This window comes from Oligoflexus tunisiensis (assembly GCF_001748245.1).
Taxonomy (GTDB): domain Bacteria; phylum Bdellovibrionota_B; class Oligoflexia; order Oligoflexales; family Oligoflexaceae; genus Oligoflexus; species Oligoflexus tunisiensis.
The window spans coordinates 7,168,683-7,194,048 of record NZ_BDFO01000001.1 but is presented as its reverse complement, the minus strand read 5'-3'; the positions used below and the strand labels follow the sequence as shown (position 1 = coordinate 7,194,048).

Sequence of the window (25,366 nt, the reverse complement as noted above, 5' to 3'; positions counted from 1 at the left end):
TTCGTCGCCGCACCTTTACTCAGAAGTAAGACATGGCCGTGAACTCATGCCGATAGGTCTTACAAATCAGGAGGTGAAATATGGCTAATATTCGTAATGGTGTGAATCTTGACAATATCAATGCGCTTGTGGAAGGGGTGAAAAGCAATCCGAAGCTGGCCAATGTCACCTTTGTAGCCAATTCCAAATGGAAAAACGGCACCAAAACTGAAGTTACTATCGGCGAGCTGCTGGCCGATGGCAAAAATATCCGTCCCTCAGGCAAGAGCTTCAAGCTGATGGTGGATGAGCCCAAGGAATTGGGCGGCAACGATGAGTACCCCAATCCCGTCGAGTACCTGGCCGCTGGTCTCGCCGGTTGCATCACAGCTGGAATCGCAACCAATGGCGCCCTGTTCGGTACTGATTTTACCGAAATCAATGTGAAGGTCGAAGTCAATTTTGATCTGCACGGGGTGCTCGGCCTTGACAAGTCCAAACCCAACGGCGCTTTGGATATTCGGTATCAAGTGGAACTCGCCGGGGCCGCTTCACCTGAAAAGCTGACCAAAGCCAAGGAAACTATCGACCGCAAGTCCCCGGTGAAAAACACTCTCGAAGGTCAGCTTCCTGTCAGGACCTCGGTGAAGGTCAAAAAAACGGCAGCGTGAATGACAAAGGACCTGAAAATTCACGAAGGGATTCCCGAGCCCGAACGGGTCGAGGCGATTCGCTACTATGCGGAGCTCGTGGATTCTCTGGGTGGCGAAATCATCAAGGCGGATTCGACGATTTCCGCGATCAAACATAAGATCCGGCAGCGGGAGCAGGGCTTTCGACTGCTGGCTCTGCTGAATGAAACCCTCCTGACCGATACCGAGAGCTCAGAAGTTCTGCGCAAGACGCTCTATCTCATCACAACGACCCTTTGTATGGACAGCGCCATCTATCTGCAAAAGGAAAGCAAAGGCTATCGTCTGATTCAAGCCCTTGGTCTTTCGAGTGAATGCCATACAGCTCTCCTGAACCAAACCCTGGCCTTTGAAATCCCTTTTGACGAGCAGGACCACGCTCTCGTCGTCAATCGCAGCACCGCTCTCACGCCTCGGCTCGAGGAGTTGCGGGAGACCTTTAAATTGCCCTATTTAGTTGCCGTTCCTGTGGTCGATGCCGAGAGGGAAGGGCTTTTGATCACAGGACGCCTTAAGGAGGTCAAACCCTTCTTTCCGCCACTGGATCAGGGCGATGCTCAAACCATGCGAGCCATTGCTGGAACTCTGTCTCAGGCCTTTGCGAACTATAGGCTGTACGACGGTCTCGCGTCCCTGGCTCGCTCGCTGGCCCGCTTTGTGCCTGAGGAAGTTCTGCGTTTTCTCAATAAGTCGAGTATTCTTGAAGTTCGCGCCGGTGATCATACCACCGCCACCATGCACGTTATGTTCGCTGATATCCGCTCCTTCACAACTCTTTCCGAATCGATGACCCCAGAGGAATGCTTCAGCTTTGTCAACGCCTATCTGCGCCGCCTGGAGCCCGTGATTCGGCAAAATGGGGGTTACATCGATAAGTATATGGGTGATGGTATCATGGCTCTTTTTCCGGGCAAGGCGGATGGCGCCTGCCAGGCGGCTATTGCCATGTTGGAGCAGGTGGCCCTCTACAATGTCAAGCGCGAGCAGGACGGCCATATCCCCATAAGAATAGGCATTGGCATTCATACCGGGCCCCTGGTGCTGGGAATCGTCGGCGGTGAAAATCGTCTGGAAGGAACCGTGATTTCCGATGCTGTGAATGCAGCCTCCCGTATTGAAACGTTGACCAAAACTTATGCTTCGCCTCTGCTGATCAGTCATGACGTCCTCGCTGCTCTGGAGAACAAGGACGATTATAAATTCCGCTCCATTGATCACGTTAAAGTCAAAGGCAAGACCAGACCCCTCAGCATCGTGGAAATCCTTAACCATCCTTTTGAAAGGGACGCGGAGAAGAAAATGGCGACCCGCGATATATTTGAACAGGGCATGCAGACTTTCCATGACGGGTGGCCGCTGGAAGCTCTGAATCTCTTCAAGCAGGTTCTGGAAAAAAATCCGGCTGATAGTGTGGCCCGACATTATCTTGCGCGTTGCCTTGAGCATCATACGGACGTGGACATATGACAAAAGTTGGAGTGGGCTTCAGCGATCACACCGATTCCATGCAGGCCGCTCGCGAAGCCTGTAACCGTGCGCAGGAAAACCTGGGGCAGACGAGTTGTGATCTGGTCTTTGTCATCAGTACCTCCAGGCATGTTCCTGAACTCGTCATGGAAGGCATTCGCCAGATCTTTCCCGATCCCATACCTGTGGTCGGCGGCTATGGTGTGGGTATTATAACCAACACCGAGCTCGCTTATGATGGATATCAGCTGGGGCTGGCCCTTTTTTCGCTCAAGGATATGAGTCTGGGGCTGGAGTATGTTCATCCGATTACGGACGCGGAATTTTCCAAGGGACAACAACTCGGCCAGGCTATACTTGAACGTTTTCCAGGCGCGCACGCCATGCTGCTGTTTTATGATTCAGTCAACCGACTCGGCGAGCAGCTGCGTTTGAATATGGCGACGCCTCTTCTGCAGGGCCTCAAGGCCGCGATGGGCGACGCCTGTCCGCAGATCGCGGGAGCAGGCCTCGTCGGTGATATGCAGTGTCAGAACACCTGGCAATGGTGCGGACAATCCATCCTTCAGCACAGCGCAATCGCCCTCATCCCCCAGGGCAATGTTCAGCTCGATACCGTGATCATGCATGGCTGCAAACCTGCGAGCAGCTATCACGCGATCACAAGGGTGGACGGCCCCGTGGTTCTGGAAATCGATCATAAACCCGCTCTGGATTTTATTGCTGAGGCCCTCGGGCCCGAGTCCGGTAAAACCTGGCGTGACTATGCTTTTTTCCTGACCCTGGGCATGAATACCGCCGGGCGCTGGCAGGCCTTTGATGAAAATGCCTACGTGAACCGCCTGTGCATGAAGGTCGATAAGAAGCGGGGCGGCCTCGTGATGTTTGAGCCCTTCAAGCCAGGAGATGTGATCCAGGTTATGCGCCGCAGCATGGATTTGAGTTATATCAGCAGGAAGATTCAAGACCATCTGGCCAAACTCCAGGATCGCCATATTTTCTTTGCCCTTTATATTGATTGCGCAGGACGGGCGTCGGCCTACTCAGGCATGGATATCGAAGAGGCGAGCGAGGTCCAAAAATCACTGGGATCGGACATTCCCCTGCTTGGTTTTTATTCGGGTGTGGAGATTGCAGAGATTCAAGGCGAGGCCATGGGTTTGGACTGGACCGGGGTGCTCTGTCTTTTTTCACAGGCGCGCTAGAGCTCGGAAGCCATCCTGGAGTTTCTGATATTAGAATCAAATTTTTCGATGCTTCTTGCCCCCAATGGGTGATTGCTCCATAAAGGCCCGGACAGTGCCGATTCGAAAATGGAGCGAATTATGAGAACGATCAACCTCATTTCATGCGTGCTTTTGACTCTAGGATTCGAAATGAAAGCGGAGAACAAGGTTTACGACGCAGGAGCAGACTCAGCGGAAATGAAACAGGACCCTCTTCAAATGGCTTTTGATTCTCTCAAAAGCGCCGAGGCTTTGGAATCACCTTATATTGGTTTTGCCGCCATGCCATCAGAGAAGCTCAAGAATCTCCGCGAGATCCTGGGCAGCAGCGAGGCCGAGCCAACGTTGCTCCTTCTCTACGAAGAAGGAAATTTGGTCGGCAAAATGTATGCAATTATCGGTTTGCAACTCCTGGAGAAAACGGATCTGGCTCAAAACCTGATTCAGGATGCCTACAAGTTCCAGGCAGACACCCTGAGAACGATGGATGGTTGTGTTATCTTTGACCGACCCCTGCCTGACCTTCTGAAGGAAATAGAAGCCGGTTATTACAAACAGCTGTTTGCGGAAACCTGACGAATCAAAGTGTCGTTCGGAAGCGGCGGATACTGACGACTCCGAACAGGAGGGCCATCACGGCCAACACCGCCGTATTCCGCAGCATAAGAAAGGGATCCCCTCCTTTCAGCATGATATTCCGCAAGAGCTCCATATAGTAGGTCAGCGGATTGCACCAGGCGACGACCTGGAGAACAGCCGGCATGTTTTCCACGGGGAAGATCAAACCCGAAAGAAGGATGGATGTGAATAGGAATAAAAATCCTCCCATCAGGGCCTGCTGCTGCGTCTTCGCCAGGGTTGAAATCAAAATTCCGATCGTAACCGTGGCGCAGATAAACACGAGCGAGCCGCCCATCAGAAGCAGAAAGGATCCGCGCAAGGGAACATCAAAGAGCAGAACCGCCACTCCGAGTATCAGGGGCAGGTTGACCAGGCCCAGCATCACATAGGGAATGGCCTTGCCGAGGATCACCTCAATGGACCGCATCGGTGCCGCGATGATCGTTTCGAACGTCCCCATCTCCTTTTCCCGAGCGATGCCCATACTGGTGAGGATGATGGTCGTCAGGCACATCACAAGGCTCATCACACCAGGTACCATGTAGGCCGCCGAGCGCAGGGTCGGATTATAGAGGATTCTTAAATCGAAATCCAAAGGCGGGATCCGCCGCTGGCCCGAAACCGTCTGCAGCTCCTGATTCACAATCCCTATCAGATAGCGCTCGATGCTCTGCGCCCGGGTTACGTTGGTGGCATCGATCAGCACCTGCAGGGTTCCCGTGCCCTTCCCCATGGCCTTCGTCAGTCCCCCGGCCGGTGGCACCAGCACGACATCCGCGTGTCCGTTCTTCACCAAGGCAAAGGGATCCGCGGCCCCATCACGGCCGGCATCGATAAACCAGCCCGAGGCCAGGGCATGGGCCCGAATGTCATCCAGAACATCATCAGCCGCACTGGAAGCGACAGCCAGACGAATGTTCCTGGCCTCCGTTGTCAGAGCGATGCCGAAGAGTATCATTTGAATGCAGGGTGCGAGGAAGAGGAGCACACGCATCCGCTTATCCCGCAGAGTCTGCTTGAATTCCTTCTGAATAAAACCCCAGAGCATGCGCATCATGGTTCGACATCCTTTTTGAAGTTAAACGTCGCCAGGGCAATGAGTGCGAGACAGATGATAGTGAGAGCCAGAAAGGGCTGGCCCAGTTCAGTCAGGCTGGAGCCTTTCAGATAGATTTCCCGGCTTATCTGCATGAACCAGCGTGGAGCCAATACGCCCGTAAAATAGTGAAAGAAGCTCGGCATGTGTTCGATAGGATAGATAAACCCGGAAAGAAATAGTGAGGGCAATAGGCCGGATACGATCGCCGCCTGCATCGAGATCTGTTGCGCACGAGTGACGACGGAGATAAAGAGGCCCTGGGCCATGCAGGTCGTGACAAACAGAAAGCAGCCCAAAAGGTAGAGGAGGTGACTGCCTTGAAACGGAACACCGAAGACCAGACGCGCCGCGAGGTAGATGAAGACCACGCTGCCCAAACCCAGTACCAGATAGGGCGCAAGCTTGCCGATGACGATTTCGATCGGTTTAAGGGGTGTGGAGAGCAGAAGCTCCATCGAGGAATTTTCCCATTCACGGGCTACGGTCAAGGACGTGAGGAGAATCGAAAGGATGGCCAGGATCACCACACCCAGGCCGGGGACAATGAACCATGGGGTCTTCAATTCATGGTTGAAAAGAAAACGCGTTTTCATGGCAATCGGTGTATCGAATCGGACGCCTGTTATTCTCTGCTGGGCGAGCTTTTGCACCTGCGGCAGATAGCTGAGGATCGAACCGGCTGAGGTATTGTCCGCCCCATCAACCAGAATTTGGACGGACGCTCCCTGCTGACTCAGAGCCTTGTGCTCAAAACCGGGATCTATGATGAGACCTGCCCGGGCCTTGCCCTGGTCCAGGGCCCTCGTGACAGCCTGAGGGCCCGGCATCCTCAGAATCTCGAAGTGACCGGAACTCGAAAAACTCTCGATAAGAGTGCGGGACGCGGCTGACTTGTCCCCATCATGCACGGCCAGGGCGATGTGATTCAGATTGAATTCAAAGGCAAAACCAAAAATCAGTACGATGATCATCGGCAGGGCAAGGGCCAGAGCAATGGTAAAAGGATCGCGACTGATGTGGGCAACCTCCTTGCGGGCGATGGCTGCCATGCGCTGCATGCTCAGCATCAGATGGCCCTCCTGTCTTTCCCTTCGACCAGTTCGATAAAGACATCCTCGAGGGATGGCTGGATCTCACGCTGATCAAAGCGTTTGCTGAATTCCTCGCGCACCTTCTCCCAGGCCGCTCTCGATTCCGTGACGGCGTGATAGCGGATGCCGTGGGGCTGGATCGAACGCACGCCCGGCATCTTGCGAAAATGCTGCAGTTCCTCCCGGCTCAGGGCCACGTTGCGCGGCTCAAGTTCGATGATGGGTTCAGGAAAAGCCGTCCGCTTCAGACTGGGGATGTTATCCAGAGCGATCAATTCACCCGAGCGCATCAAGGCGATGCGACCGCAGTTTTCGGCCTCATCCATGTAGTGGGTCGTTACGAATATGGTTTTCCCCTGTCCCTGGAGTTCCCGGATCAGGGACCAGAACCGCGCTCGCGCCGCAGGCGAAACCCCGGCTGTGGGCTCGTCGAGGAAAATGATCTCGGGATCATGAAGGAGGGAGGCGATCAGGGAAACCTGCTGCTTGAGGCCTCCAGCCAGATCCCTGACCATCGTGTGCGGATCGCGCGAGAAACCGATGAATTCCAGAAGGCGATTCCGTCTTGTGGCATAGACCTTGGGATCAAGCTTCCGCAGGCATGCGGCAAAGTCCAGGTTCTCCTGCACGGACAGATCATTGTAGAGGGTGAACTTTTGCGACATGTAACCGACCTTGGCCTTGATCGTATGCTGGCCGCCGCTGTATTCAGCCCCCGCGACCCGGACTGTGCCCGAGCTGGGGGGCAGAAGCCCGCAGAGAACACGGATGGTCGTGGTTTTGCCGGCTCCGTTCGCACCGAGAAAGCCGAAGATTTCCCCCTGCTGAACGCTTAAGGATAGATCCTTCACGGCAAAAAAGTCGCCGAAGCGGACGCTTAAATTTTGGGCCTCGACTTTGACTTCGCTCATAAACCCTCCTTGAGATAAAGGGCATCGATACTCGCGACCTGATGTTCGCTCATCAGTTTCCCGGGCTCGCCTTCAGCCAGAGTGCGTCCGGCTTCCACCAGATGCACCTCGCCGCAGCGCTCTGCCTCGTCCATATAGGCTGTGGCGACGATGATCAGAATATTCTGATCCTGCAGATCGTAAAGCAGCTCCCAGAACTCCCGACGGCTGATGGGATCGACTCCGTTGGTGGGTTCGTCCAGCAGCAGGATCCGTGGGGAACGGAGGAGGGCACACATCAGCCCCAATTTCTTATACATACCCCCGGACAGCTTGCCGGCGGGCCGGTCGATGAAGTCCTTGAGACGCGTGATGTTCAGCAGTTCATCCCGCTTCTTTTGATAGACGGCATCGGGTACGCTGTAAAGGGCTTTGAAAAAATCCAGATGCTCCTGGATCGAAAGATCAGCATAGAGGCTTTGCTGCTGAGGCATATAGGCAATCTGATCCCTTATTCGGGTCGCCTCGATGGATTGACCCTCGCTTTTCCACAGAATCTGCCCTGCATCGGGCCGCAGGAGCCCCACGAGGCATCGCATCAGCGTCGTCTTTCCTGCGCCTTCCGGTCCGATCAGTCCATGCATACGCCCGGCTTCAAAATGGAGAGAGAGGCCGTCAAGCGCCTGATTGGAGCCTAACTTCTTTTTTAGATTCTGAATGGACAGTGTGTATATGCCCTCACTCATGGCCGTCATCCGGAAGATCCACTTCGATCGGCATGCCCGGCTTCAGAAGACCCTGCTCGTTGGGGAAACGCAGTTTGACACCAAAGACCAGACGCGTCCGCTCCTCCCGGGTCTGCACATTTTTGGGCGTAAATTCAGCCTCTTCATTGATTTTGATCAGGCTCCCGTCGATCTGTTTCATGTCGAGTTCCGGAAGATAGCCCGGAACCTTCAGTCCCAGAGGAAGCTGGGCCAGCAAGGTCTGGGGCACGTAGACATAAGCCCAGACATCATCCAGATCCGCGAGCGTCAGAAGCTTTGCGCCGGGAGCAACCCATTCCCCTTCCTCATGATACCGATTGAGAACACGACCTTTGATGGGCGCTGTGATGGAGCACCAGCTCAGTTTGAGCTGCAGTTCATCGTGTTTGGCCTTGACCTGTTCAAAGTTGTCCTGCGGCATCGAACCAATTTTGGCCAGTTTGCGTCCCCGTTCATAGTTGTGGGCAAGCAGAGTCCCCTGGATCCGGAGATCCTCGCAGTCCAGCTCGGCGAGCAGCTGCCCCTTCTCGACCAGATCCCCTTCCTTGACCAGCATCCTGGTGATCACCGAGGGCAGGCGTGATGGAACATCGACTTTCGTCGCCTCGATCGTTCCACTGTAGCGGAACTCGGCGGTTTGTCTTCGCCACCAAAGACCGACGGCTGTGCCAACGGCAAGGAGAATGATGACGGGAACGATCACTTTCCTGGCTTTCATGATGCTGCCTCCGTTTGAGCTGAAAGATAGTTTAAGAGAGCGTATTGGGCGAAAACCTGGGCATCAAGACGCGAAAGACTGGTCCTGATTTCCAAAACCTGGGTATTGGCCCGTTGGACTTCAAGGTAGTTGATCGCTCCGGCTTGATAATTGGCTTGAGTCAACTGCGCCTCCTGCTCCGCTCGTGCCATGGCGTCCTGCACAACCTTGCGCTGCAGCTGAAGGCTCTCGAGCTGGGCTCTGGCGTTCGCCCAGGATTCCTGAAAGTCCTGCGCGATCTTTTCCTTTTGAATCTCGTGGGAATGAAGCTCGGCGAGTTTCTGGGCTTTTTGATGCTGACGCAGGGCGCCATCGTAAAGCGTGAGAGACAGGGCCACACCGAAGGAATTTTGCCAGACCGCTTCATCGAGCGGCCCATGTGGATAATCATAGGTTGATTTCGCGAAGACCTGAATTTTGGGCGATCCGGCCTGCTCCCGGCTTTCACCTTCCAGCCTTGCGGATTCCTTGCGCTCGTCCCAGGCCTTCAGCTGCGGATGCGTCGGGCTCGGCTGCCGGCCGATCGTGCGTTTCACCCGGGACATTTGTCCGGCGGCACTGTCGATATCAACAATGTAATTCCCGGCGGGCAGGCCCAGAGCTTCCGGACTGTCATGAGGTCCGATCGGCAGGAGTTCCTCCGGCAGGGTCCGGTCGCCCATGAGAAAGGCCAGCTTGCGCAGATTTTCCGCAAGAGAAGCCTGCGTCTGCATATAGCGCAGTTTGGTTTGCAGTTCCTCGCGCTGGATGGCGAGCGATTCGAGGCGGCTGGCGGAGCCGTGGCGCAGGCGCTGCTGCGTGTCCTTGAGGCGGGCCTGCAGAACCTGCAAGGAGCCGATCAGAAGGCGCATTTCATCGAGGCTCAAACGCACGCGACTGTAGGCCAGACGCGTGTCGAGTATCGTACGAAGGCGCGTCGCCTCCTGATCCTTTTCCCTGGCTTTGAGTAGGTGCTCGATGCCTTCGGTGGCTTTATCATGGGCGCCGCCGTTGTAGACTTCATAGCTGAGCATGGGCCCGACGCTGTAGTTGTGATGCTGTCCGAACGCAACCGTCGCAGGACCCAGCTGGGCCTCAGGAATTTCGCTCAAATAGCGATAGGATCCCTCAAGGCTCAGACGCGGTTTTAAACTCGATTTTTGGATGTTCAAGGTTTCCTTGGCCACCGAGAGCTGGGCCTCGGCCTGCCTGCTGTCCAGTGAGGCGGCGACCGCGCGCTGTTCGGCCTCCTCCAGACTCAAACGCAGACGGCCAGGTCCGGCGCAGAGGGCCGATTCCCATAGGATCAATCCAGAGAGAAGAAGAAGGAATTTCATGGCGTAACTCCTTTCAGAGCCATGCGGACTCTTAGTTCAATGGCCGCGTCGCTCAGCACGAGTTCCTTCAGGAGAGGCGCGGCTTGGAAGGTTTCACCAAGATCCACAATCATGCCGCCTATCATCCCGGGCATCGCCACAGAAGACGCCAGGAAAGCCATGACCTGAGGGATCGGCACCTTGATGATTGTGCCCTCGTGTTGTGCCTTGCCGACGAGCTCTCGGATCAGAGTCAAGTGTCGGGGGAAATTGGCTTTTACGAAGTCGATCGCGATCGGATGAGCCTTCTTGATATCCATGATGAGGCTGAGGAGGATGCGATGCTGATCGCGAGAGAAGCAACCCAAATTGAAGAGAGCAGTTTTCAGGTTATTAATAGCCGGCTGGGAAGGATCGATGCTGTGAGTGAGCCGGGCAAACATCATTTCATAGAGCTCTTGCAGCAGGATGCGCGCGAAGGCCTCCTTGGTTTTGAAGTGATAGTGAAACATACCAATATTCACCTGCGCTTTTTGTGCTACCTCGCGCAGGCTCAAGCCTGACAAGCCTGTATCAGGAAGCATCTCAAGGCCGGCTTTGATGAGAAGACTGTCTATATTTCGGGAGGGGCGAGGCATGGGACCTCCTTATTAGTCACATGTATAATTATACAATCGGCTAATAATAAACGAAGCTCAAGGAGTTTGTATTAACTCCTTGTATTTAAAAAATAATTTACCAAAGGGAAAGACGAGGTATCGGCCTGAACCGGTCGGCCGGCAGCCTGTCCACTTCTTGAAGAACGGGGAACGATCTGTCCAGTGATCCGACAGCCTCCTGATGAAATTCCGGCTTTGGACGGCAAGCCTGATGGCAAGTCTGTGATCTGACGCGCGAATCATCCTGGCCTGAATCATGCAATTTTCACCCCCAAGTTTCCGGAATTTCAGAAAAATAATCCACATGCACGAGCGGGAGAAGTCCACATGAATTTTTCCAGGCCAGCCCTTTTTCTGCTGATCGCGGTCTTTTTTTTCGCGGCCTGCGGCAGGAGCAAAGGAAAATCCGGTCAGGATCCCGAAGGAAATGATACGGCCGAGACCGATACGTCGGGCACTCAAGGCGCCGATGGCAAGACCTGCCGCCTCGCTCTGGATTGCAAGGCCCCACTCCCGGACCTTGGTCCCTTGCGACCCTTTCAAAGTACAGCGTCATCGCTCCTGGCTGTTGCCGGCGCTCCGCTGCATCGCGGGCGTGATGTGTTCGTGAAGGAAGGTGATAAGGCCTGGGTTCTGGCGAAGTTCACTTATGGAATTTTGGATGCGGATCTCAAGGGTGAGGAAGTCGATATTTATCTCTCCCGCGGCTGTCAGGAAAAATGGGAAAAACTCGCAACGGCCACCACCAGCACCGATGGGCAGAACGCCACGGTCGATGGAATCGTGGATTCAGGCGGACGGGTTTACTATGAAATCCCGGAGACGCTCAAAGTCGGCCGCTATCGAGTGCTCCTGGTCGTGGCAGGTGATCACAGCAGCGCGGAACTCTTTATCGACGTCATCCCCAAAACTTCGAAGGTCGTCGTCACAGATGTTGATGGAACCCTGACGTCGAGTGAACTGGCCGCTGTGACCTCGGTGGTCGGCCTGCCGGATCCGGAGGCGCATCCGGGGGCCGCGGACATGCTGCGGGCTTTCTATCAGCGCGGCTATTATATTTACTATCTGACAGCGCGGCCCGAGTGGTTGATGCAAATCACCCGTGACTGGATCAACGCGCGCGGCTTTCCACCCGGCATCATCAATACGACCCAATCCAAGATTGGAGCCAACGGTGACGGCGCGGCGACCTTTAAAACGGATGAGCTGAAGCTGCTCAAGAGCAAGACCGACATCACTCCTGGCTTTGCCTTTGGCAACAAGGCGTCGGATGTGGCCGCTTTCAATGCCGCCGGAATCGAACAAAAAAATTCGTACTACTATCAGCTGGACGGCGATATCGGCCAGGGACACAACCACAGCGATTACCAGCAGCTCGTCAAGACGGCTCTGGAAGCCCCCTCGGCCTGCCCTTGACTCTTATTCCTGCCCTGTTCCCCGTGACGGGGGTGCATGGGCCATGGAAATACGTCATGGTCGTCTCTTTGTCATGTCGCGCCATCCGTTCTGTTCGGCGCGGAATTTGCAGAATTCCTCGGTGGAATCTTAGGCTCATCGACAAGGAGACTCTATGTATATTCAGGTGAATGCGCACAATTCAATCACGGCTCCAGCCAGACTCCAATCCTGGGCTTCCGAAGAGTTGGAGAGAGCTCTGAGTCGTTTCAGTACCAAGCTCTCCCGTATCGAAGTTTATCTCAGTGATGAAAATCAGCACAAGGAGGGCTCGAATGATAAACGCTGCTCCATTGAAGCCAAGATGGACGGGTTCCCGATGATGGCCGTGGCGCATCAAGGTGATACGATCGGTGAAGCGCTGCAGGGGGCTGCCGAAAAACTGCAACGTATGCTCGATAAGAAACTCGGCAAACTGCAACATCATAAAGGCAATACCCCGGTCGGTGGTGAACCTTTCGCTGATATGACAGGACCCAGAAGCGAAGAGGATGTGGATCAGGAGTTTGAAACCATCTGACCCGCGCCCGACCGATACCGCAGACCCTCCCTCCCGTCCGGCTCTGCGGTATCGCAGACTTTAGTCTCCACGTGCCTGACGCCAGCTGATCCCTCTACATGGATTCCCAATCTTGACAACATGCCCGATGCTTCTAATCTCACCCCAGGATCTCGAACAAGGCTTTCGTCTTTTTACTAATTCACAACTGGAGAATCCGTATGGCAAATACACCTGATCTGTGGCGCGACTTTGGTCGTCCTGTTTCCGGTTTCGGCTCCTGGCGCCCGCTTCTCAGGCAGCTTGATGATATTTTCAATGAAGCGATGGATACCCGAACGGACGACAGTGGCCGCATGATGATTCCACAGTGTGATATGGAAGAGTCAGACGATCACTATCTCCTGAGCTTTGATATGCCTGGCCTTGAAAAGGATAACATCGACATCGAAATGCAAGGCAACCAGCTTGTGGTGACCGGCGAAAGAAAGCAGGAGCAGGAAAAAGGGGAGGGACGTTCGCGCATTGTTGAACGCCGCTATGGTCGTTTTCAGCGGGCGATCCGCCTGCCCGAGAATGTGAAGACTGATGGCATCGAAGCGGAATATACCAATGGCGTGCTGAAGGTGGCTGTTCCAAAATCCGCAGAATCCGGACGCCAGAAGATCAAGATTGGCTCTGGCAACGGCAGCGGCATTTTTAGCAAGCTGGCCAACAAATTGACCGGCGGTGAGGAACGCAAATCGAGTGAAGGCAGCAGCCAGAAGTCTGAAATGAAACATTAGAAAGGCATCGTCGTTCATGGTGTCGCCATCTTTGCAAGAAAGATGACGACATCATGTCAAGCCTCGCCTTTATTCACCGAGCCAGGGCTCACGACAACCCAGGGTTCCAAGGTCCCCGGCAATCGCATAAAAGAGCGAACCATCATAAAGTCCGCGCATGCGGGCTTCGCTGATTTTGCCATTCTCCTGGGCCACGAGGAACAGCACACTGAATTCGCCACCCGATGCGATCGCACCGAAAAAGTCGAAGAGATCGGTCTCGGCATACCAGCGCCGGGTCAGCTCGACAAGATTGAGGGCACCGTCCCCATCCGCATCCCATTTTTTAAACCACTGATGAAACACCTCCGGAACAAAGTGTCCGTCATCGTCGTAGATCCCCGAATCGCTGCCGTGAATCCCGGCTTCAATGGTGTCGACCTGAATCGTGAGAGTGGGATAACCTGCCGTCGGAGTGGCCAGAGCTCCATTGATGGCTGCGGCAAACGGCGCAGACAGGACCGGGGAAATACCCAAATCACGCAGGCCGCGATAGGTTTCCTGAACGGTGATCCGCCCATCGGCATCGAGGTCAAAGAAAGCGACATGCTTTTCCAGGGCATTCATCTCCTCCCAGGGTATATCCGGCCGGCTGTCGCAGGTTTTGCGCAGCGACTGCTGGTAGGCGTCCTCCGAAACCACGGGCCCGCTCGCGGCCCAGGCCGGTGCGGTGAAAGCCAGACATGCGGAAACAGTCCAAGCGCGGGACCAGGCAGGTCCCCTCAAGATTGTGTGCTGCATACAGTTTTTCCCTTAGTGTGTGTTACGATAAGGTCCGCGCATGCTCCAATGGGGCATAATACGCAGAGAAGAGACTACAACGCCTCCCCCCGGACTGCCTATCCGTGACAATCCCAAGTCGCAAGGTTATGAATCCCGCCTTGAATTTGCCAGGGCTTCGCCTTCTGCTTAATTGTCTGCACGTCTTTTTACATAGTGCTGCTAGCAAGCATGCAGGTTTTTTTCAATCCAAAGTCGCATTGGAAAGATTTCTTTAATGGGCCGCGTTTCGTTGCGCCTGCAGAGGGGAGCGGTATAATTTTTTCATACCTCTTGAAGCGCTTGTATCAAGGCCTCAAACAATCATGTGGAGAAATGCTTGGAAATTTCCTTATACTCCGACTATTCCTTCCGCGTGCTGATGTACCTCGCCTTGCACGGGCAGAAGCTGGTCCAAATCAAAACCATCAGTGATGCCTACCGCATCTCGGAGAATCATCTGGTCAAGGTCGTGCAGCATCTCGTGCGACTCGGCTACGTCGCGTCCGTGCGCGGCCGGAGTGGTGGGATCAGACTGGCCAAGGCTCCCGAGGAGATTGGGCTGGGTGATGTCTTTCGCAAGACCGAGCCGACCTTGAAACTTCTATCCTGCTTTGAAGCGGAACACACGGCCTGCCCGATTGTCAGCGTCTGCGATCTGAATGGCCTGTTTCAGCAGGCTCTGAAATGTTTTCTGGATGAGCTGGATCGGCAGACTCTGGCCAGTCTGGTGGGACGTCGGATGCAGATGATCGCCACGCTGAATATTCAGCCTTACGCTGTCACCAAAGAGGTTCAGTCAAGCTAGAACGCAACCAGTTCACTGACTGCAGAAATCCCGCAGAGCCTGGCTGATGCCATCCGCTGTGGGACAGTTGCTGCTGGTTTTGTTGGTGGCAATCGGATTGTTTTTGAGGTCCAGAACCATCAGAGCGGAAAGCCCGCTCAGCGCATTCACGTCCTGGATCTGATTGTTGGAAAGATTCAGGATATACAGTTTTTTCAAAGCCCCAATCGCTTCCACATTGGTCACCTTGTTGCGGCCCACGTAAAGTTCCTGCAGGGTGACGAGGTCACGCAGAGGGCTCACATCCGTGATCTGATTGTTATCCAGTACAAGATCCTTCAGACGGACGAGCCGTTTGAGGGGCGCAATATCCTCGATGCGATTTCCATAAAGATGCAGCCACTGCAGGTGTTCCAGATCGCCGATGGGGGTCAGATCCTTGATGTCCTTCTCATTCAGAACGAGAAACGTCATGCCGCGCAGTTTCGATTCTGTATCGCGACAGTTTCCGGTCCCGGTCATTTCCATCAAAACCTTGTAGGTGCGGCCGGCTTCACTGGCTGGATCCGTTTGTTCACAACGCGTGGCAAAGGTTTCGCTGGGGATGGCTTCCTTTATCTGACTGGTATCACGGGCAGCTTTACAGGCAGAAAGGCAGGCGAGCAGACCGAGCACAAGCGATGCTTTTCCCATGCGGGCACCTTTGAAATACAGTGGCAGTTTAGATTTCCAGCATAGCATGGCATCGACCTTTGTCCAATGACCTCAACAAGCGAGTTGCCGTGAACCCGCGGGGCCATCGTATGGTTTTTTGACAGTTTTCAGGATCCGTTGCGCCATACGCGCGGATATCCTTGGACTTTTTCGCGGCAGGGCTCTTGCAGGATGCGAGCCGGGAACAGGCTGTCCCGTTGCTGTTGCGTTCTTCTGTTGCTGTGAGGTGCCCCGTGAATTACCCTGATTCCTACTGTATTAAGTGCAAAAAACACACGGATACCCTGGGCAAACATACCATTATGCTGGTTAACAACCGGCGGGCCCTGAAGGGTGTATGTCCCATCTGTGCCACGGAAACTTATCGCTTCATGCCGAAGAAGGATGAAGCGCGCGCCAAGCCACCGCTTTCCGTGATCTCCTCGATGAAAAAGCTGGAAAAAAAGGCGCCGGTCTCGGCTGTGCTGCCGACCTCCACCGCGAAGCTTTTGGATCGTTATGGGCGTGCTTCGCCGGCTCAGGAACTTCTGTATTACGGAAGTCTGCTCGTCGTCCTGGGGCTCGGTCTGGCTGTGGGATTCGCAGCCATCATGCGGATGATGTGAAAAAGGGCTCCCGTGCGGAGCCCCTTGGGTTGTGATTAGTAGGTGACGATTGCCGCCGCCCAGGTAAAGCCGGCTCCAAATGCTGCCATGAGCATGGTCTGACCCCGGGCGATTTTGCCTTGGCGAATCGTCTCATCAAGCAGCATGGGAATGGATGCCGCCGAGCAGTTGCCGTATTTCTGAATATTATTGTGAACCTTGTGCGCCGGGATCTGCAAAAGTTCGGCGACCTTTTCATTGATCCGAATATTGGCCTGATGAAAGATGAAGTGATCGATCGAATCGATGGTACGACCTTCCTTCTCCAGAACCTCCCGCACCACCTGGGCCAGACGCTCCACCGCGTGTTTGAAGACGTAGCGGCCTTCCATGATGGGATACAGTTTGCCCTGCTGCACATCCTCGTCAGTCATCCAAACACCTTTGCTGGTGCCAGGCTTTTCAATCCAGAGTCGATCCGCGAACTGACCCTGCGCATGCAAAGTCACGGCGCCGACGCCGGTATTGTCCTCGGTGGCTTCGAGCACAACCGAACCCGCACCATCACCAAACAGAACGGCCACATCACGGCCGCGCGTGGTCCAGTCCAGGAGTGGCGAGTGCGCTTCCGCACCGATGACGAGCACGCGCTTGTATTGACCGGACTCGATAAAGAGTTTGGCGACGTTCAAGGAATAAATAAAGCCCGAGCACTGACAGCGCAGGTCCATCGCTGGTGTGGTTTCCAGCCCAAGTTTTTGCTGGACGATGGCCGAGGTTCCCGGGAACTGATGATCCGGCGAAAGCGTGGCGACGATGATGAGGTCGATGCTTTCCGGCGTGCAGTTGGCAGCCGCCAGAGCCTGACGCGCGGATTCCACGGCCAGATCCGAGGTGCCGACACCCGGTTCAATCACATGCCGTTCTTCAATGCCCGAGCGTTGGCGAATCCACTCGTCGGACGTGTCCATGAACTGTTCCAGATCCTTGTTTTTCAAAACCTTGGGCGGAACATAAAGGCCAGTTCCCGCGATGCGGGCACGAATCTTTGCTGGGGTCATTGAAGGGTCTCCTCACCAACTTTGGCCTGAAACAGCCAAAATAACCAAGGAGAGGATCATACCTTCCTTTCAGCCTTCCGTCAAAATCAAGTGGGAGGCTTAAGGCAAGACAACAGGGCCAGGGCTGGCTGCGCAAGGCAAGACATCGGAACTGAGCTGGTCTGCAAGGGAAGACAACGGGGCCAGTGCTGGCCCCGCAAGCGGGTGGAATCACTCCTCCCACATGGAAATTCCAGCCTCGTAGAGGTAAGGTCCGTCACGTGTGAAGAGAGCCTTGCCTGTCAATATGTCGAGGGAATTCTGCATGCGGTTGGGATACAGCTCAAAGGTCAAGGTGGTGCCCTTGATCTGCTCGGCCGTCAGCTCCATGAAGTAATCCGGGGACGCTTCGTTTTTCGCCTTGTAACCAAGACCCACGGCGTCCGGATCATCCAGCACCGTACTGAATTCAATACGACCCTTGTCGGCATTCAAGACCAGTTGCGCTTTGCGCAGGGTTTCACCGGCCAGACCCAGGCCCGCAGGGCAATCGATGGATGTGCGACTCACCTTATCCAGGCAGCCTTCGAAGACCTGATCGTCATGACCATCAAAGGTGATGGTCGCCCGCATGATATCGCCGTTGTGTGTGACCGTCATGCGATAGGCGAGGAAACCAAAGGCCACGTTTCCGGCGTTGGCGGCGCGAATACCGGCACGCAGAGCCTCGCTGGCCACGGCTGTCAGGCGATTCCGCTCGCTGCGGTGAAAGGTGAGATCCTTTTGCAGAGCCGTCAGCTCCGCTTCCTTCTGATCCTTGAGGGCCCGGTCCTCGGCATTCAACGAAAAGACCTTGTCGAGGAAGAGGTTGTTGATCGTGCTGACCGCTTCCTGCTGCAGACCCAGGCTCTCGGCCGACGGTTGACTCAGGGTATTGCCGGGAGTCAGCGCATGGAAATAGTAATCCGAGTTGCTGGGCTGCGGTGTTCCTACGGTGGGACGCTGGCTGAAAAATTTGACCGCATCAGATATCGTTTTCAAATCCTCGCGATCCTTGATCACGAGCAGGGCAGAATTGAATTCAACATCCAGCATGGAAGCCTGAGGAGTCCTTTCCTTCCAGGTGCGGGCAAACATGCCGCAAATGAAGGAGTAGGCCGGATCCAAAAGTTTCAGACATGACGCCTCGGTACCGATGGACGGCTTGCCGCTCTGCATGGCGGTGTAGAAGTAAACCTTTTTCTTGAAGATGGCATCCTTGACGATCGACGAGGCGGTGCCGATATAAGGAGCCGAGATCGTGGGATCCGCCATCAGAATTTTACGGAAAACTTCCGTCTTTTCCTTGTCCTCAAAGATCGGCTTCAAAAGATCGGCGAGGCTTGTGCCGTTCTGTGCAAGAAGGCTTCCGCTCTTCACCACCCCTTCCTGCCACAGACAGGTGAAATAATCCCCGTTCGTGCAGGATTCACCCTGGAAATAACCGCGCTCCTGATAATAATTCTCGCAGAGCTGATTGGGGCTCGGGCGTGCGGTATAGCCATCGACGGCCAGCGTGGCAAACAGAGGATGCGCGGCAAATTCCACAATCTTCGCATCGCAGTAGCTGGCAAAGGTGGCCTGCAGTTTCGCTTGATCCTCGGCGCTCAGATCGAGCGACGCCGTGGTTTCAGCAAACCAGCCCGCGGCCGCCTTCTGGCGATCCTCAAGTGGAATGGGAACGGCGCGACCCTGGGCTTCGGTAAGGAAGGTCTGCAGCGCCTCCTGCTTTGCCTTGATATCCGTGATCACGGTTCCCGAATCACCATAGCGGCGATCGAATTCCCTTTCATTGCCCACAAAGCTTTTGGCATCGGCGGCCTTCACGCGAGCCACTTCCGAGGCGCTGATCACTTCCGCCAGCAGGTTGACGTCACCGGTCGGATTGAGAATCAGCATCGTGCTCTTGTAGGAGACGGAAGTCTTGCCCCCGCTCAGAGCAAACACATTGTCCTGGATGGCAGGCAAGGGCGGCAGACCCACTGTATCAACCGCCTGCCTGCTGGCCTTGGCGCCTTTGCCGCAACCATTCAAGGTCATAAGACCGAGGACGACCATTCCGAAAAATTTCATATTCATGATGATTCCCCTCGCTTAAAAGAACAGGTTGATATCCATCTGCGCAAAGTCGGTGATCGGCATATTGCGGCTGGCCAGTTGCCGACGATACTCGAACATCACGTTGGCCGGCAGCGGGAATTCCCCGCGGCGGTAGGCATCCACCGTGGAATAGCCGATGCGAGCCTGCCCATATTCCGCGTTTTGATCGGTCCAGCGCTGCAGCTCACTTTTCACAGGAGCCTCGGGAACGTCATAGCGATCGCCGAACTTGCGATAGTAGAGCGCGCCCAGTCCCGCAGTCAGACCTGTGGCCGCGGATTCATATTGAACGGAAAGACCGGCATCGACCTTGTCACCGTATTTGAAGTCGGTGCTGTTGACCGGCACTTCAATACTTTCCTCATAGGTTTTCCAGGCCACCCGCCGTTGATCAGGAGCCTGGTAGGTATACTTGGCAAACTGATTCAGGAACACACTGCTGGTCAGCTGCTGATCGAAGGTCAACTGGGAGAAAACATCCCATTGCCCGTCACCTAAAGGCAAGTCGGTGAGAATACTCGGGCTATCACGACGACCCGTCGGAGCCACGACCCCGCCCGTCACAGCGAATTTGAAAACGTTCTGGTCCACGGCCCGATATTTCAAGGCGAGCGTGGTATCACCCCAGCCGGTCTGATTCCAGGCTCCCAGCTCATCATAATTCCAGGCGACAAGCTTGCGATTCAGGCGACCGATGGCGTCGCGGAATTTTTCCACGGCTTCCTGTGCGGAACCATAGTTGTTCATGGATTCCGTGGTCAGTCGCGCGAGAAAGTCATCAGCGCCGCCGTTGGTGCGAAAGCCCGGCTCGATATCGGTGCTGGTGCTGTAATAGGGAATGGCCACAGCCAGGGTGAGGTTGTCCGTCAATCCCCAGCCGAGGATGGGCGCCCAGACGTTGATGCGAGCATTCAGATCAGCATAAAAATCACCGACAGCCTGGTCCTGGCTGATCCCCTGCTGAACGAGGAAGGCTTCCAGCTGAGTTCGCTTCAGAGGATCCTCTTCCGTGGAAAGAATATTGCGGAAGCGGAGAGGGCGCCAGAGGGGTTCAGCGAGGGAAATGGAATTGCCGTTCGGATCAGTTTTCTCGCTTGTGCTGGTGTAAAGACCTCGAATATTCAAATTGCGTACGCCTGTTGGCAGCGTCTTGGTGGATTCAAACGCAGATGCAGCGCCGGCGCTCAAAAGCAGCGCGAAGGCAATAACGTGATTCCTTTGCATGGCTCTCTGTCCTCACAAACACAAGGGGGCCTAAGCCCCCTCAAAGTATTTTTTTACGAACAATCAAGGCTTTAGCTGGCTGGCGTGTTGGCCTTCAGCTCGGTGACGTGCTTGATGCAGTCGGCTGTTTCCGCGCGAATGAACTCGGGGATCAAGCCTTCTTCCAGGTAAAGAGGGAAGTCGGCCAGAACCATATCCGCGGTGGCGTGAGCTTCAGCGTGGTTTTGCAGTTCGTTGAGGGTGATGATCTTGCGACGATAGTTTTCGCAGAAGAGAGCGCCTTCAGCATTGCCAGGATAGGCTTCCGAGGCAATAGCCTGATCCACCAGATTCAAGGCTTCCTCTGGGTTGTAGATGCCACCAGGAAGACCTTTGGCTTCGGGATTGCCTTTGATGGCAGCTTTCACGCGGAGCAGACCGCCGCCTTCATAGGTGGTGCCGCCCTGGGTGGCGAAACCGGATTCCAGAGCCTTGTTCATTTCAGGCAGAAGAGTCAGGCGTTGAATCACATTGGAAACTTCCGCTTCATAGGCAATGCAGCTGGCCTTGAAGTAGTAGTACACAGGCGATTCAAAGCCGAGCTTCGCTGGGCTCAATACTTCAGCGCCAACTTTCCAGCAGTCGTTGAAGATTTTTTTGCGCGCGGCGCGATCTTCAGCGTCAACGGTGGTGTAATAGTGGGCGCCTTCAAAAATGGTGGAACGCAGGTAGCCTTCCGCGGCACGGATCAGGTCGGCGTCCTTGGCGCCTTGATCCAGAATCGCCTTATAAGCAGCACGGGCTTGCTGGGTGGCTTCGATCGAAGTATCGCGCAGAGCATACTTGGCATCAGCTTCTGTGAAGTCCGCTGCCTGTGCGCTCATGCTAAAGCCGAGAGCCAGAGCCGCAATCCATTGTTTCTTAACCATAAAAAGCCTCCTGAAAATTGAGCGGTTTAAGAACCTGTACTGAAGTCTGGCCAAGCTACCTATCAGTGTGGCTATTGTCAATTGATTAGCAGGAAAGATAGATTCAGACATTGCTAGGAAACTTGCAGTGTCTTTGGCCGGTGTAAATCTTGTGTGACAAGTGTTTGCTGGCCGCAATGAAAGGCATTGAAGTGATTTGCGCCGGTTGATACGGTCAAACCGGCAAAAAGGGGGCTCTCAACGCCCGAATATGACATGTGTACGCTGAGTTCGAAATTTTTCTCATAATTCTCTGAAAGGTCTTAGCTGACTTTCATTCAGGGCGAATTATCTTGTCACCATGCCCGTCTTTCAGTATGGGAACAGTGTCAAAAGGGAGGAACTATGCGTATTTTGGTTGTCGAAGACGATAAGGCCTTGTCGAGCCTGCTTGTACGCGCATTGCGCGAGGAATCCTATGCCGTTGATTTGGCTCAGGATGGGCAGGAAGCGGAATGGCTGGCCTATGAGAATCCCTATGACGCCATCGTGCTGGATCTCATGCTGCCCATTAAGGATGGCTTGACAGTGCTCAGGAATCTGCGGGCGGGTGGTATCAGCACCCCTGTTCTGATTTTGACGGCCAAGGATACGACCGAGGATGTTGTCAAAGGTCTGGATGAAGGCGGCGATGACTACCTGAAAAAACCCTTCAGCCTCGACGAACTTTTGGCCCGTGTGCGGGCTCTGCTCCGTCGCAAGGATACGGAAGTGGCCACCGTCATCGAAGTCGGTCCAATCAAAATCGATCCTTCCAAAAAGATGGTGACGCGCGAAGGTCGCCCAATCGAACTGACTGCGAAAGAATATGCGTTGATGGAATACTTTGGTCGCAACGCTGGCGTAGTTCTGAGCCGGACCCAGCTCTCCGAGCATGTCTGGGACATGAATTTCGAACCGACCTCGAATGTGGTCGACGTTTACGTGGGTTATCTGCGCAATAAGATCGACAAACCCTGGGAGAGTAACTTTATCAAGACCATGCGGGGTCATGGCTACATGCTGGATGTCGAAGGTCGCTCGAACGCGGACGCCTGAAGGAGATGCGCGTGCTGTCACGAATCCCGATTCGTATACGTCTGTCGGTGAGCCATGCGATTTGGATGGCTCTTATTTTTGTGGCAATCGGGATTGGTGTCTCCAAGGTTGTCGAAGATTCCGTCATGCAGTCCCTTGATGCCACTCTATTGACTTCCGCCAAGACTCTGCGGGACGCCCAGCATAATCAGAAGCAGAATCTCTCGGTGTATCACGAGCCCGGGGACTGGGAGTCGATCATCGATGAGTTTTTCGGGGGGCGTCGCTACGTTCGCGCTTATGCGCAGTTGATCGATCCCTCCGGAAAGGTCAGAGCCCGCACCAGCAATATTCGCGTGAATCTTGCCGTCTCCACAGCGTCCCTGGAACGGGCGAAAATGGGGCAGGAGACCTATGAAACCTATCGCATTGCCTCGGGCGGTTCCCTCAGGCAGCTAACTCTTCCCGTGATGCGTCACGGGCAATTCACGGGCGATTTGATTCAGGTGGCCGCTTCCATGAGTGCCGCGCTGAATACGATTCGCAATGCCCGCATGATGCTTTGGATCACTCTGGGACTGGGCTTTTTCGTTTCGCTGGTGTTTGGCTATCTCCTCACCAGCTGGTCGCTGAAGCCGGTGACACGCATCACCCGGGAAGTGGCGGCGCTGGGCTTTACCGATAATTTTGATCGACGTCTGAAGCTGCCTTCAGCCGAGGATGAACTGCGCCTGCTCGTGCGGACCTTCAATGAAATGCTCGGTCGCATCGAGGATGCCTTTGGCCGTTTGCGCCGCTTTGCTGGTGATGTCAGCCACGAACTGCGGACCCCGATTGCCGTTCTGCGCGGCGAAGCGGAGCTGGCTCTGCGCCGCGAACGCACGCCCGAGGAATATCGCAATTCCATGCGGACGATTGTGCACGAAGCCGAGCAGATGTCGACGATTGTGGAAAACCTTTTGCTGTTGGCCCGGGCGCAGGGTGAGGCCATCCAGATCAACCTGGAAGAGGTGGGGCTTGAGCGTTTTGTTGAGGAGCTGAAGCAATCGGTTGCCAAGAACTTTGAGGCGAAGCAGGTCACGCTTTCGGTGGATACCAGTGAATGTCAGGATAAAACCGCGAAGATGGCCTCGGGCTATGTGACCCTGGCGTTGAAAAATATCCTGCTGAATGCCTGCAAGCATTCAAGTCCCGGCCAGACGGTTGAGTTCAAGGTGCATGACAAGGTCAACGAATGGCATTTTGAAATCCGGGACTTTGGGGAAGGAATCGCCGAGGAAGCTCTGCCTTATATCTTCGATCTTTTTTATCGCGCGGATACGGCCCGCAATCGTTCCTCCGGGGGTGTGGGCATCGGCTTGAGCCTGGCCAAGGCTTTGATCTCGCTTCATAATGGGCGTATCGAAGTGACCTCGGAAGCGAAACAGGGGGCGACCTTTACTGTGGTTCTGCCGCGGGAAGTGCCGGCGAAAGAGAAATCCCCACATCGGCCCATGGCTCAGCGCATTCGCAGCTGGCGCCGCCTCAACTGGCTGCGCCGCTGGGTGGCTTCATGAGGCGCGCAGGTCTTCGGCCAGGGCTTTTGTCTCACCGTTCAAATAGGACTGGATAACGCTCGTGTATCGACCTTCGGCTGCATGGGGCCACTGGGTGGCGCGCAGCCAGACATCCTCATCACCGAGCAATCTTTTTTTGAGATCCGCATAGGACAGCTGATGAGCCGGCACGCGTGGGAAATAAGCGTTGCTGCCGAGTTCCGATAATTCCCCCGCCTGGAGCGGCATGGCAAGGCCTTCCTGCTCCAGGGTATGGAGCGCCTTGCGCACAGGACTCAGCGAGACACCGAGTTCCAGAGCGATATTCTCCGGCAGCATGCCTTTGCCCTGATTCTCCTCATAGCCGCGATAGATCGCGAGCAGCACAAGAAACGGCATCAGTGCCCGGAAGTAATCGTCGCGAACATGCTCATGGATGGCCTCCACTTCCACTTCCTTGCTGCTCCAGCCTTCCATGCTGCGTTTGGTGATCAAGGCCCCGAACAGCGTGATAAACCAGATGATATAGAGCCACATGAGAAAGATCGGGACCGCGGATAACGCGCCGTAGAAAGCCTGGTAGCTGGTAAAGCTCGTGACATAAATCCCAAAGAATTTCACGGCGAGCGTCAGGAGTATCGTGCTGGTGGCTGTTCCAATCAGCGCGTGCTTCACAGGAATCATCCGGTTGGGCACCAACTTGTAGAGCATAAAGAAAAAGCCGGCCATGCTGCCGAAATAAAGGAAATCCCCAAGCAGCTTCATGGCCAGTGAAATATCCACATAGCGGGAGACGATCCTGTTGGTGGACAGGGTGCCGATCGACACGGCGAGCATGAAGGTGCCGAGGGTCAGGAACGTCCAGAAATAAATGAAGCGCATGAGCAGGGGACGGGCCTGTTGAATCTCAAAAATGCGATTCAGGGCCATTTCAATTTCACGCAGGAGGAGGGTGAGCGCCACCATCATCCCGGCAAAGCCGGTCATTCCGATTTTTTGAAAGTCAGTGTTGGCCAGGAATGTTTCCAGATATTCCACCACCTGGTTGCCGCTGCCGGTCGCGAGATTGCGCAGGATGAAAGCCTCGACCTGCTGAATCATCTCCGAGTTTTGGCCAAACATCGGTGTAAAGAGCGAGACCAGAGCAAAGGAGGCCGCCAGCGAAGGGATGAGGGAGAACAGGGTGACGTAAGCCATGGCATAGGCGTACTTGCCAATGGCAGTGCGGTCGACATCATCCCGGATGATGAGAAGGACTTCGACGGCGCGTGACTTTTTGATCGAAGTCCAATCCATGTG

25 protein-coding genes are annotated in these 25,366 nt (G+C 54.9%); 11 read left to right on the top strand and 14 right to left on the bottom strand.

The genetic code is table 11. The annotated features are described in order from the left end of the window. Positions 1-80: 80 nt before the first annotated feature. The 4 genes from OLTU_RS29980 (at position 81) to OLTU_RS29965 (ending at position 3,940) form a co-directional block, all read left to right on the top strand. Positions 81-650, top strand: coding sequence for an OsmC family protein (locus tag OLTU_RS29980; protein WP_141736394.1), 570 nt, complete (start codon positions 81-83; stop codon positions 648-650). Further along, the gene (locus OLTU_RS29975) at positions 651-2,138 is read left to right on the top strand and encodes an adenylate/guanylate cyclase domain-containing protein (RefSeq protein ID WP_141736393.1); all 1,488 of its coding nucleotides are present in this window, start codon (positions 651-653) and stop codon (positions 2,136-2,138) included. Beyond that, positions 2,135-3,343, top strand: coding sequence for an FIST signal transduction protein (locus tag OLTU_RS29970; RefSeq protein WP_141736392.1), 1,209 nt, complete (start codon positions 2,135-2,137; stop codon positions 3,341-3,343). The genes OLTU_RS29975 and OLTU_RS29970 overlap by 4 nt, the downstream gene beginning before the upstream one ends. 120 nt (positions 3,344-3,463) lie before the next feature. Next, positions 3,464-3,940 (top strand): hypothetical protein, encoded by a 477-nt coding sequence (locus tag OLTU_RS29965; protein WP_141736391.1) that lies wholly within the window; start codon positions 3,464-3,466, stop codon positions 3,938-3,940. 4 nt (positions 3,941-3,944) lie between these two features. On the opposite strand, the gene OLTU_RS29960 is transcribed toward OLTU_RS29965, so the two are convergent. Genes OLTU_RS29960 through OLTU_RS29930 form a run of 7 tightly spaced genes read right to left on the bottom strand, consistent with a single transcriptional unit; the run spans position 3,945 to position 10,522 of the window. Then, positions 3,945-5,042: an ABC transporter permease gene (locus OLTU_RS29960; protein ID WP_218110362.1), complete on the bottom strand. Its 1,098-nt coding sequence runs from the start codon at positions 5,040-5,042 to the stop codon at positions 3,945-3,947. Beyond that, a complete protein-coding gene (locus tag OLTU_RS29955; protein ID WP_218110361.1) occupies positions 5,039-6,151 on the bottom strand; it encodes an ABC transporter permease in 1,113 nt (370 codons plus the stop codon). Before OLTU_RS29955 ends, OLTU_RS29960 begins: the two co-directional genes overlap by 4 nt. After that, a complete protein-coding gene (locus OLTU_RS29950) occupies positions 6,151-7,086 on the bottom strand; it encodes an ABC transporter ATP-binding protein (protein WP_141736390.1) in 936 nt (311 codons plus the stop codon). Before OLTU_RS29950 ends, OLTU_RS29955 begins: the two co-directional genes overlap by 1 nt. After that, positions 7,083-7,811 carry an ABC transporter ATP-binding protein gene (locus tag OLTU_RS29945; RefSeq protein WP_218110360.1) on the bottom strand — a complete coding sequence of 243 codons (729 nt, stop codon included), beginning with the start codon at positions 7,809-7,811 and terminating at the stop codon, positions 7,083-7,085. The genes OLTU_RS29950 and OLTU_RS29945 overlap by 4 nt, the downstream gene beginning before the upstream one ends. After that, positions 7,804-8,550, bottom strand: a complete 747-nt coding sequence (locus tag OLTU_RS29940) for an HlyD family secretion protein (RefSeq protein WP_141736388.1) — start codon at positions 8,548-8,550, stop codon at positions 7,804-7,806. The genes OLTU_RS29945 and OLTU_RS29940 overlap by 8 nt, the downstream gene beginning before the upstream one ends. Next, the gene (locus OLTU_RS29935; RefSeq protein WP_141736387.1) at positions 8,547-9,905 is read right to left on the bottom strand and encodes a TolC family protein; all 1,359 of its coding nucleotides are present in this window, start codon (positions 9,903-9,905) and stop codon (positions 8,547-8,549) included. The genes OLTU_RS29940 and OLTU_RS29935 overlap by 4 nt, the downstream gene beginning before the upstream one ends. Next, positions 9,902-10,522, bottom strand: coding sequence for a TetR/AcrR family transcriptional regulator (locus OLTU_RS29930; protein ID WP_141736386.1), 621 nt, complete (start codon positions 10,520-10,522; stop codon positions 9,902-9,904). The genes OLTU_RS29935 and OLTU_RS29930 overlap by 4 nt, the downstream gene beginning before the upstream one ends. 348 nt (positions 10,523-10,870) lie before the next feature. On the opposite strand from OLTU_RS29930, the gene OLTU_RS29925 reads away from it, so the two are divergent. From OLTU_RS29925 to OLTU_RS29915, 3 genes are all read left to right on the top strand, one after another. Then, on the top strand, positions 10,871-11,959 hold the full coding sequence (locus OLTU_RS29925) for an LNS2 domain-containing protein (protein ID WP_141736385.1): 1,089 nt from the start codon (positions 10,871-10,873) through the stop codon (positions 11,957-11,959). A 154-nt stretch (positions 11,960-12,113) separates the two neighbouring features. Further along, the gene (locus OLTU_RS29920) at positions 12,114-12,518 is read left to right on the top strand and encodes an HPF/RaiA family ribosome-associated protein (protein WP_141736384.1); all 405 of its coding nucleotides are present in this window, start codon (positions 12,114-12,116) and stop codon (positions 12,516-12,518) included. A gap of 200 nt (positions 12,519-12,718) precedes the next feature. Beyond that, positions 12,719-13,282 carry an Hsp20/alpha crystallin family protein gene (locus OLTU_RS29915; protein ID WP_141736383.1) on the top strand — a complete coding sequence of 188 codons (564 nt, stop codon included), beginning with the start codon at positions 12,719-12,721 and terminating at the stop codon, positions 13,280-13,282. Between the two features lie 69 nt (positions 13,283-13,351). On the opposite strand, the gene OLTU_RS29910 is transcribed toward OLTU_RS29915, so the two are convergent. Continuing rightward, a complete protein-coding gene (locus OLTU_RS29910) occupies positions 13,352-14,062 on the bottom strand; it encodes a caleosin family protein (RefSeq protein ID WP_141736382.1) in 711 nt (236 codons plus the stop codon). Positions 14,063-14,420: 358 nt separating this feature from the next. Between OLTU_RS29910 and OLTU_RS29905 the strand changes: the two genes are divergently transcribed. Beyond that, positions 14,421-14,888 carry an RrF2 family transcriptional regulator gene (locus OLTU_RS29905; RefSeq protein ID WP_141736381.1) on the top strand — a complete coding sequence of 156 codons (468 nt, stop codon included), beginning with the start codon at positions 14,421-14,423 and terminating at the stop codon, positions 14,886-14,888. 12 nt (positions 14,889-14,900) lie between these two features. On the opposite strand, the gene OLTU_RS29900 is transcribed toward OLTU_RS29905, so the two are convergent. Further along, complete coding sequence (locus OLTU_RS29900) at positions 14,901-15,560, bottom strand: leucine-rich repeat domain-containing protein (protein ID WP_176737085.1); 660 nt, start codon at positions 15,558-15,560, stop codon at positions 14,901-14,903. Between the two features lie 242 nt (positions 15,561-15,802). On the opposite strand from OLTU_RS29900, the gene OLTU_RS29895 reads away from it, so the two are divergent. Further along, positions 15,803-16,186, top strand: coding sequence for a DUF5679 domain-containing protein (locus OLTU_RS29895; RefSeq protein ID WP_369696366.1), 384 nt, complete (start codon positions 15,803-15,805; stop codon positions 16,184-16,186). Between the two features lie 35 nt (positions 16,187-16,221). Here the strand turns inward: OLTU_RS29895 and OLTU_RS29890 are convergent, their stop codons facing one another. The 4 genes from OLTU_RS29890 to OLTU_RS29875 form a co-directional block, all read right to left on the bottom strand. Beyond that, positions 16,222-17,226 carry a 3-oxoacyl-ACP synthase III family protein gene (locus OLTU_RS29890; protein WP_141736378.1) on the bottom strand — a complete coding sequence of 335 codons (1,005 nt, stop codon included), beginning with the start codon at positions 17,224-17,226 and terminating at the stop codon, positions 16,222-16,224. A 210-nt stretch (positions 17,227-17,436) separates the two neighbouring features. Beyond that, entirely contained in the window at positions 17,437-19,323 is a 1,887-nt protein-coding gene (locus OLTU_RS29885) for a hypothetical protein (RefSeq protein WP_141736377.1), read from the bottom strand. Positions 19,324-19,338: 15 nt separating this feature from the next. Beyond that, on the bottom strand, positions 19,339-20,568 hold the full coding sequence (locus OLTU_RS29880; protein ID WP_141736376.1) for a transporter family protein: 1,230 nt from the start codon (positions 20,566-20,568) through the stop codon (positions 19,339-19,341). 71 nt (positions 20,569-20,639) lie between these two features. After that, on the bottom strand, positions 20,640-21,476 hold the full coding sequence (locus OLTU_RS29875; RefSeq protein WP_141736375.1) for a hypothetical protein: 837 nt from the start codon (positions 21,474-21,476) through the stop codon (positions 20,640-20,642). A gap of 384 nt (positions 21,477-21,860) precedes the next feature. Between OLTU_RS29875 and OLTU_RS29870 the strand changes: the two genes are divergently transcribed. Next, positions 21,861-22,553, top strand: a complete 693-nt coding sequence (locus tag OLTU_RS29870; protein ID WP_141736374.1) for a response regulator transcription factor — start codon at positions 21,861-21,863, stop codon at positions 22,551-22,553. 11 nt (positions 22,554-22,564) lie between these two features. Next, positions 22,565-24,088 (top strand): sensor histidine kinase, encoded by a 1,524-nt coding sequence (locus tag OLTU_RS29865; protein WP_176737084.1) that lies wholly within the window; start codon positions 22,565-22,567, stop codon positions 24,086-24,088. Here the strand turns inward: OLTU_RS29865 and OLTU_RS29860 are convergent. Beyond that, positions 24,083-25,363 (bottom strand): YihY family inner membrane protein, encoded by a 1,281-nt coding sequence (locus OLTU_RS29860; protein WP_141736372.1) that lies wholly within the window; start codon positions 25,361-25,363, stop codon positions 24,083-24,085. The genes OLTU_RS29865 and OLTU_RS29860 overlap by 6 nt on opposite strands. Positions 25,364-25,366: the final 3 nt, after the last annotated feature.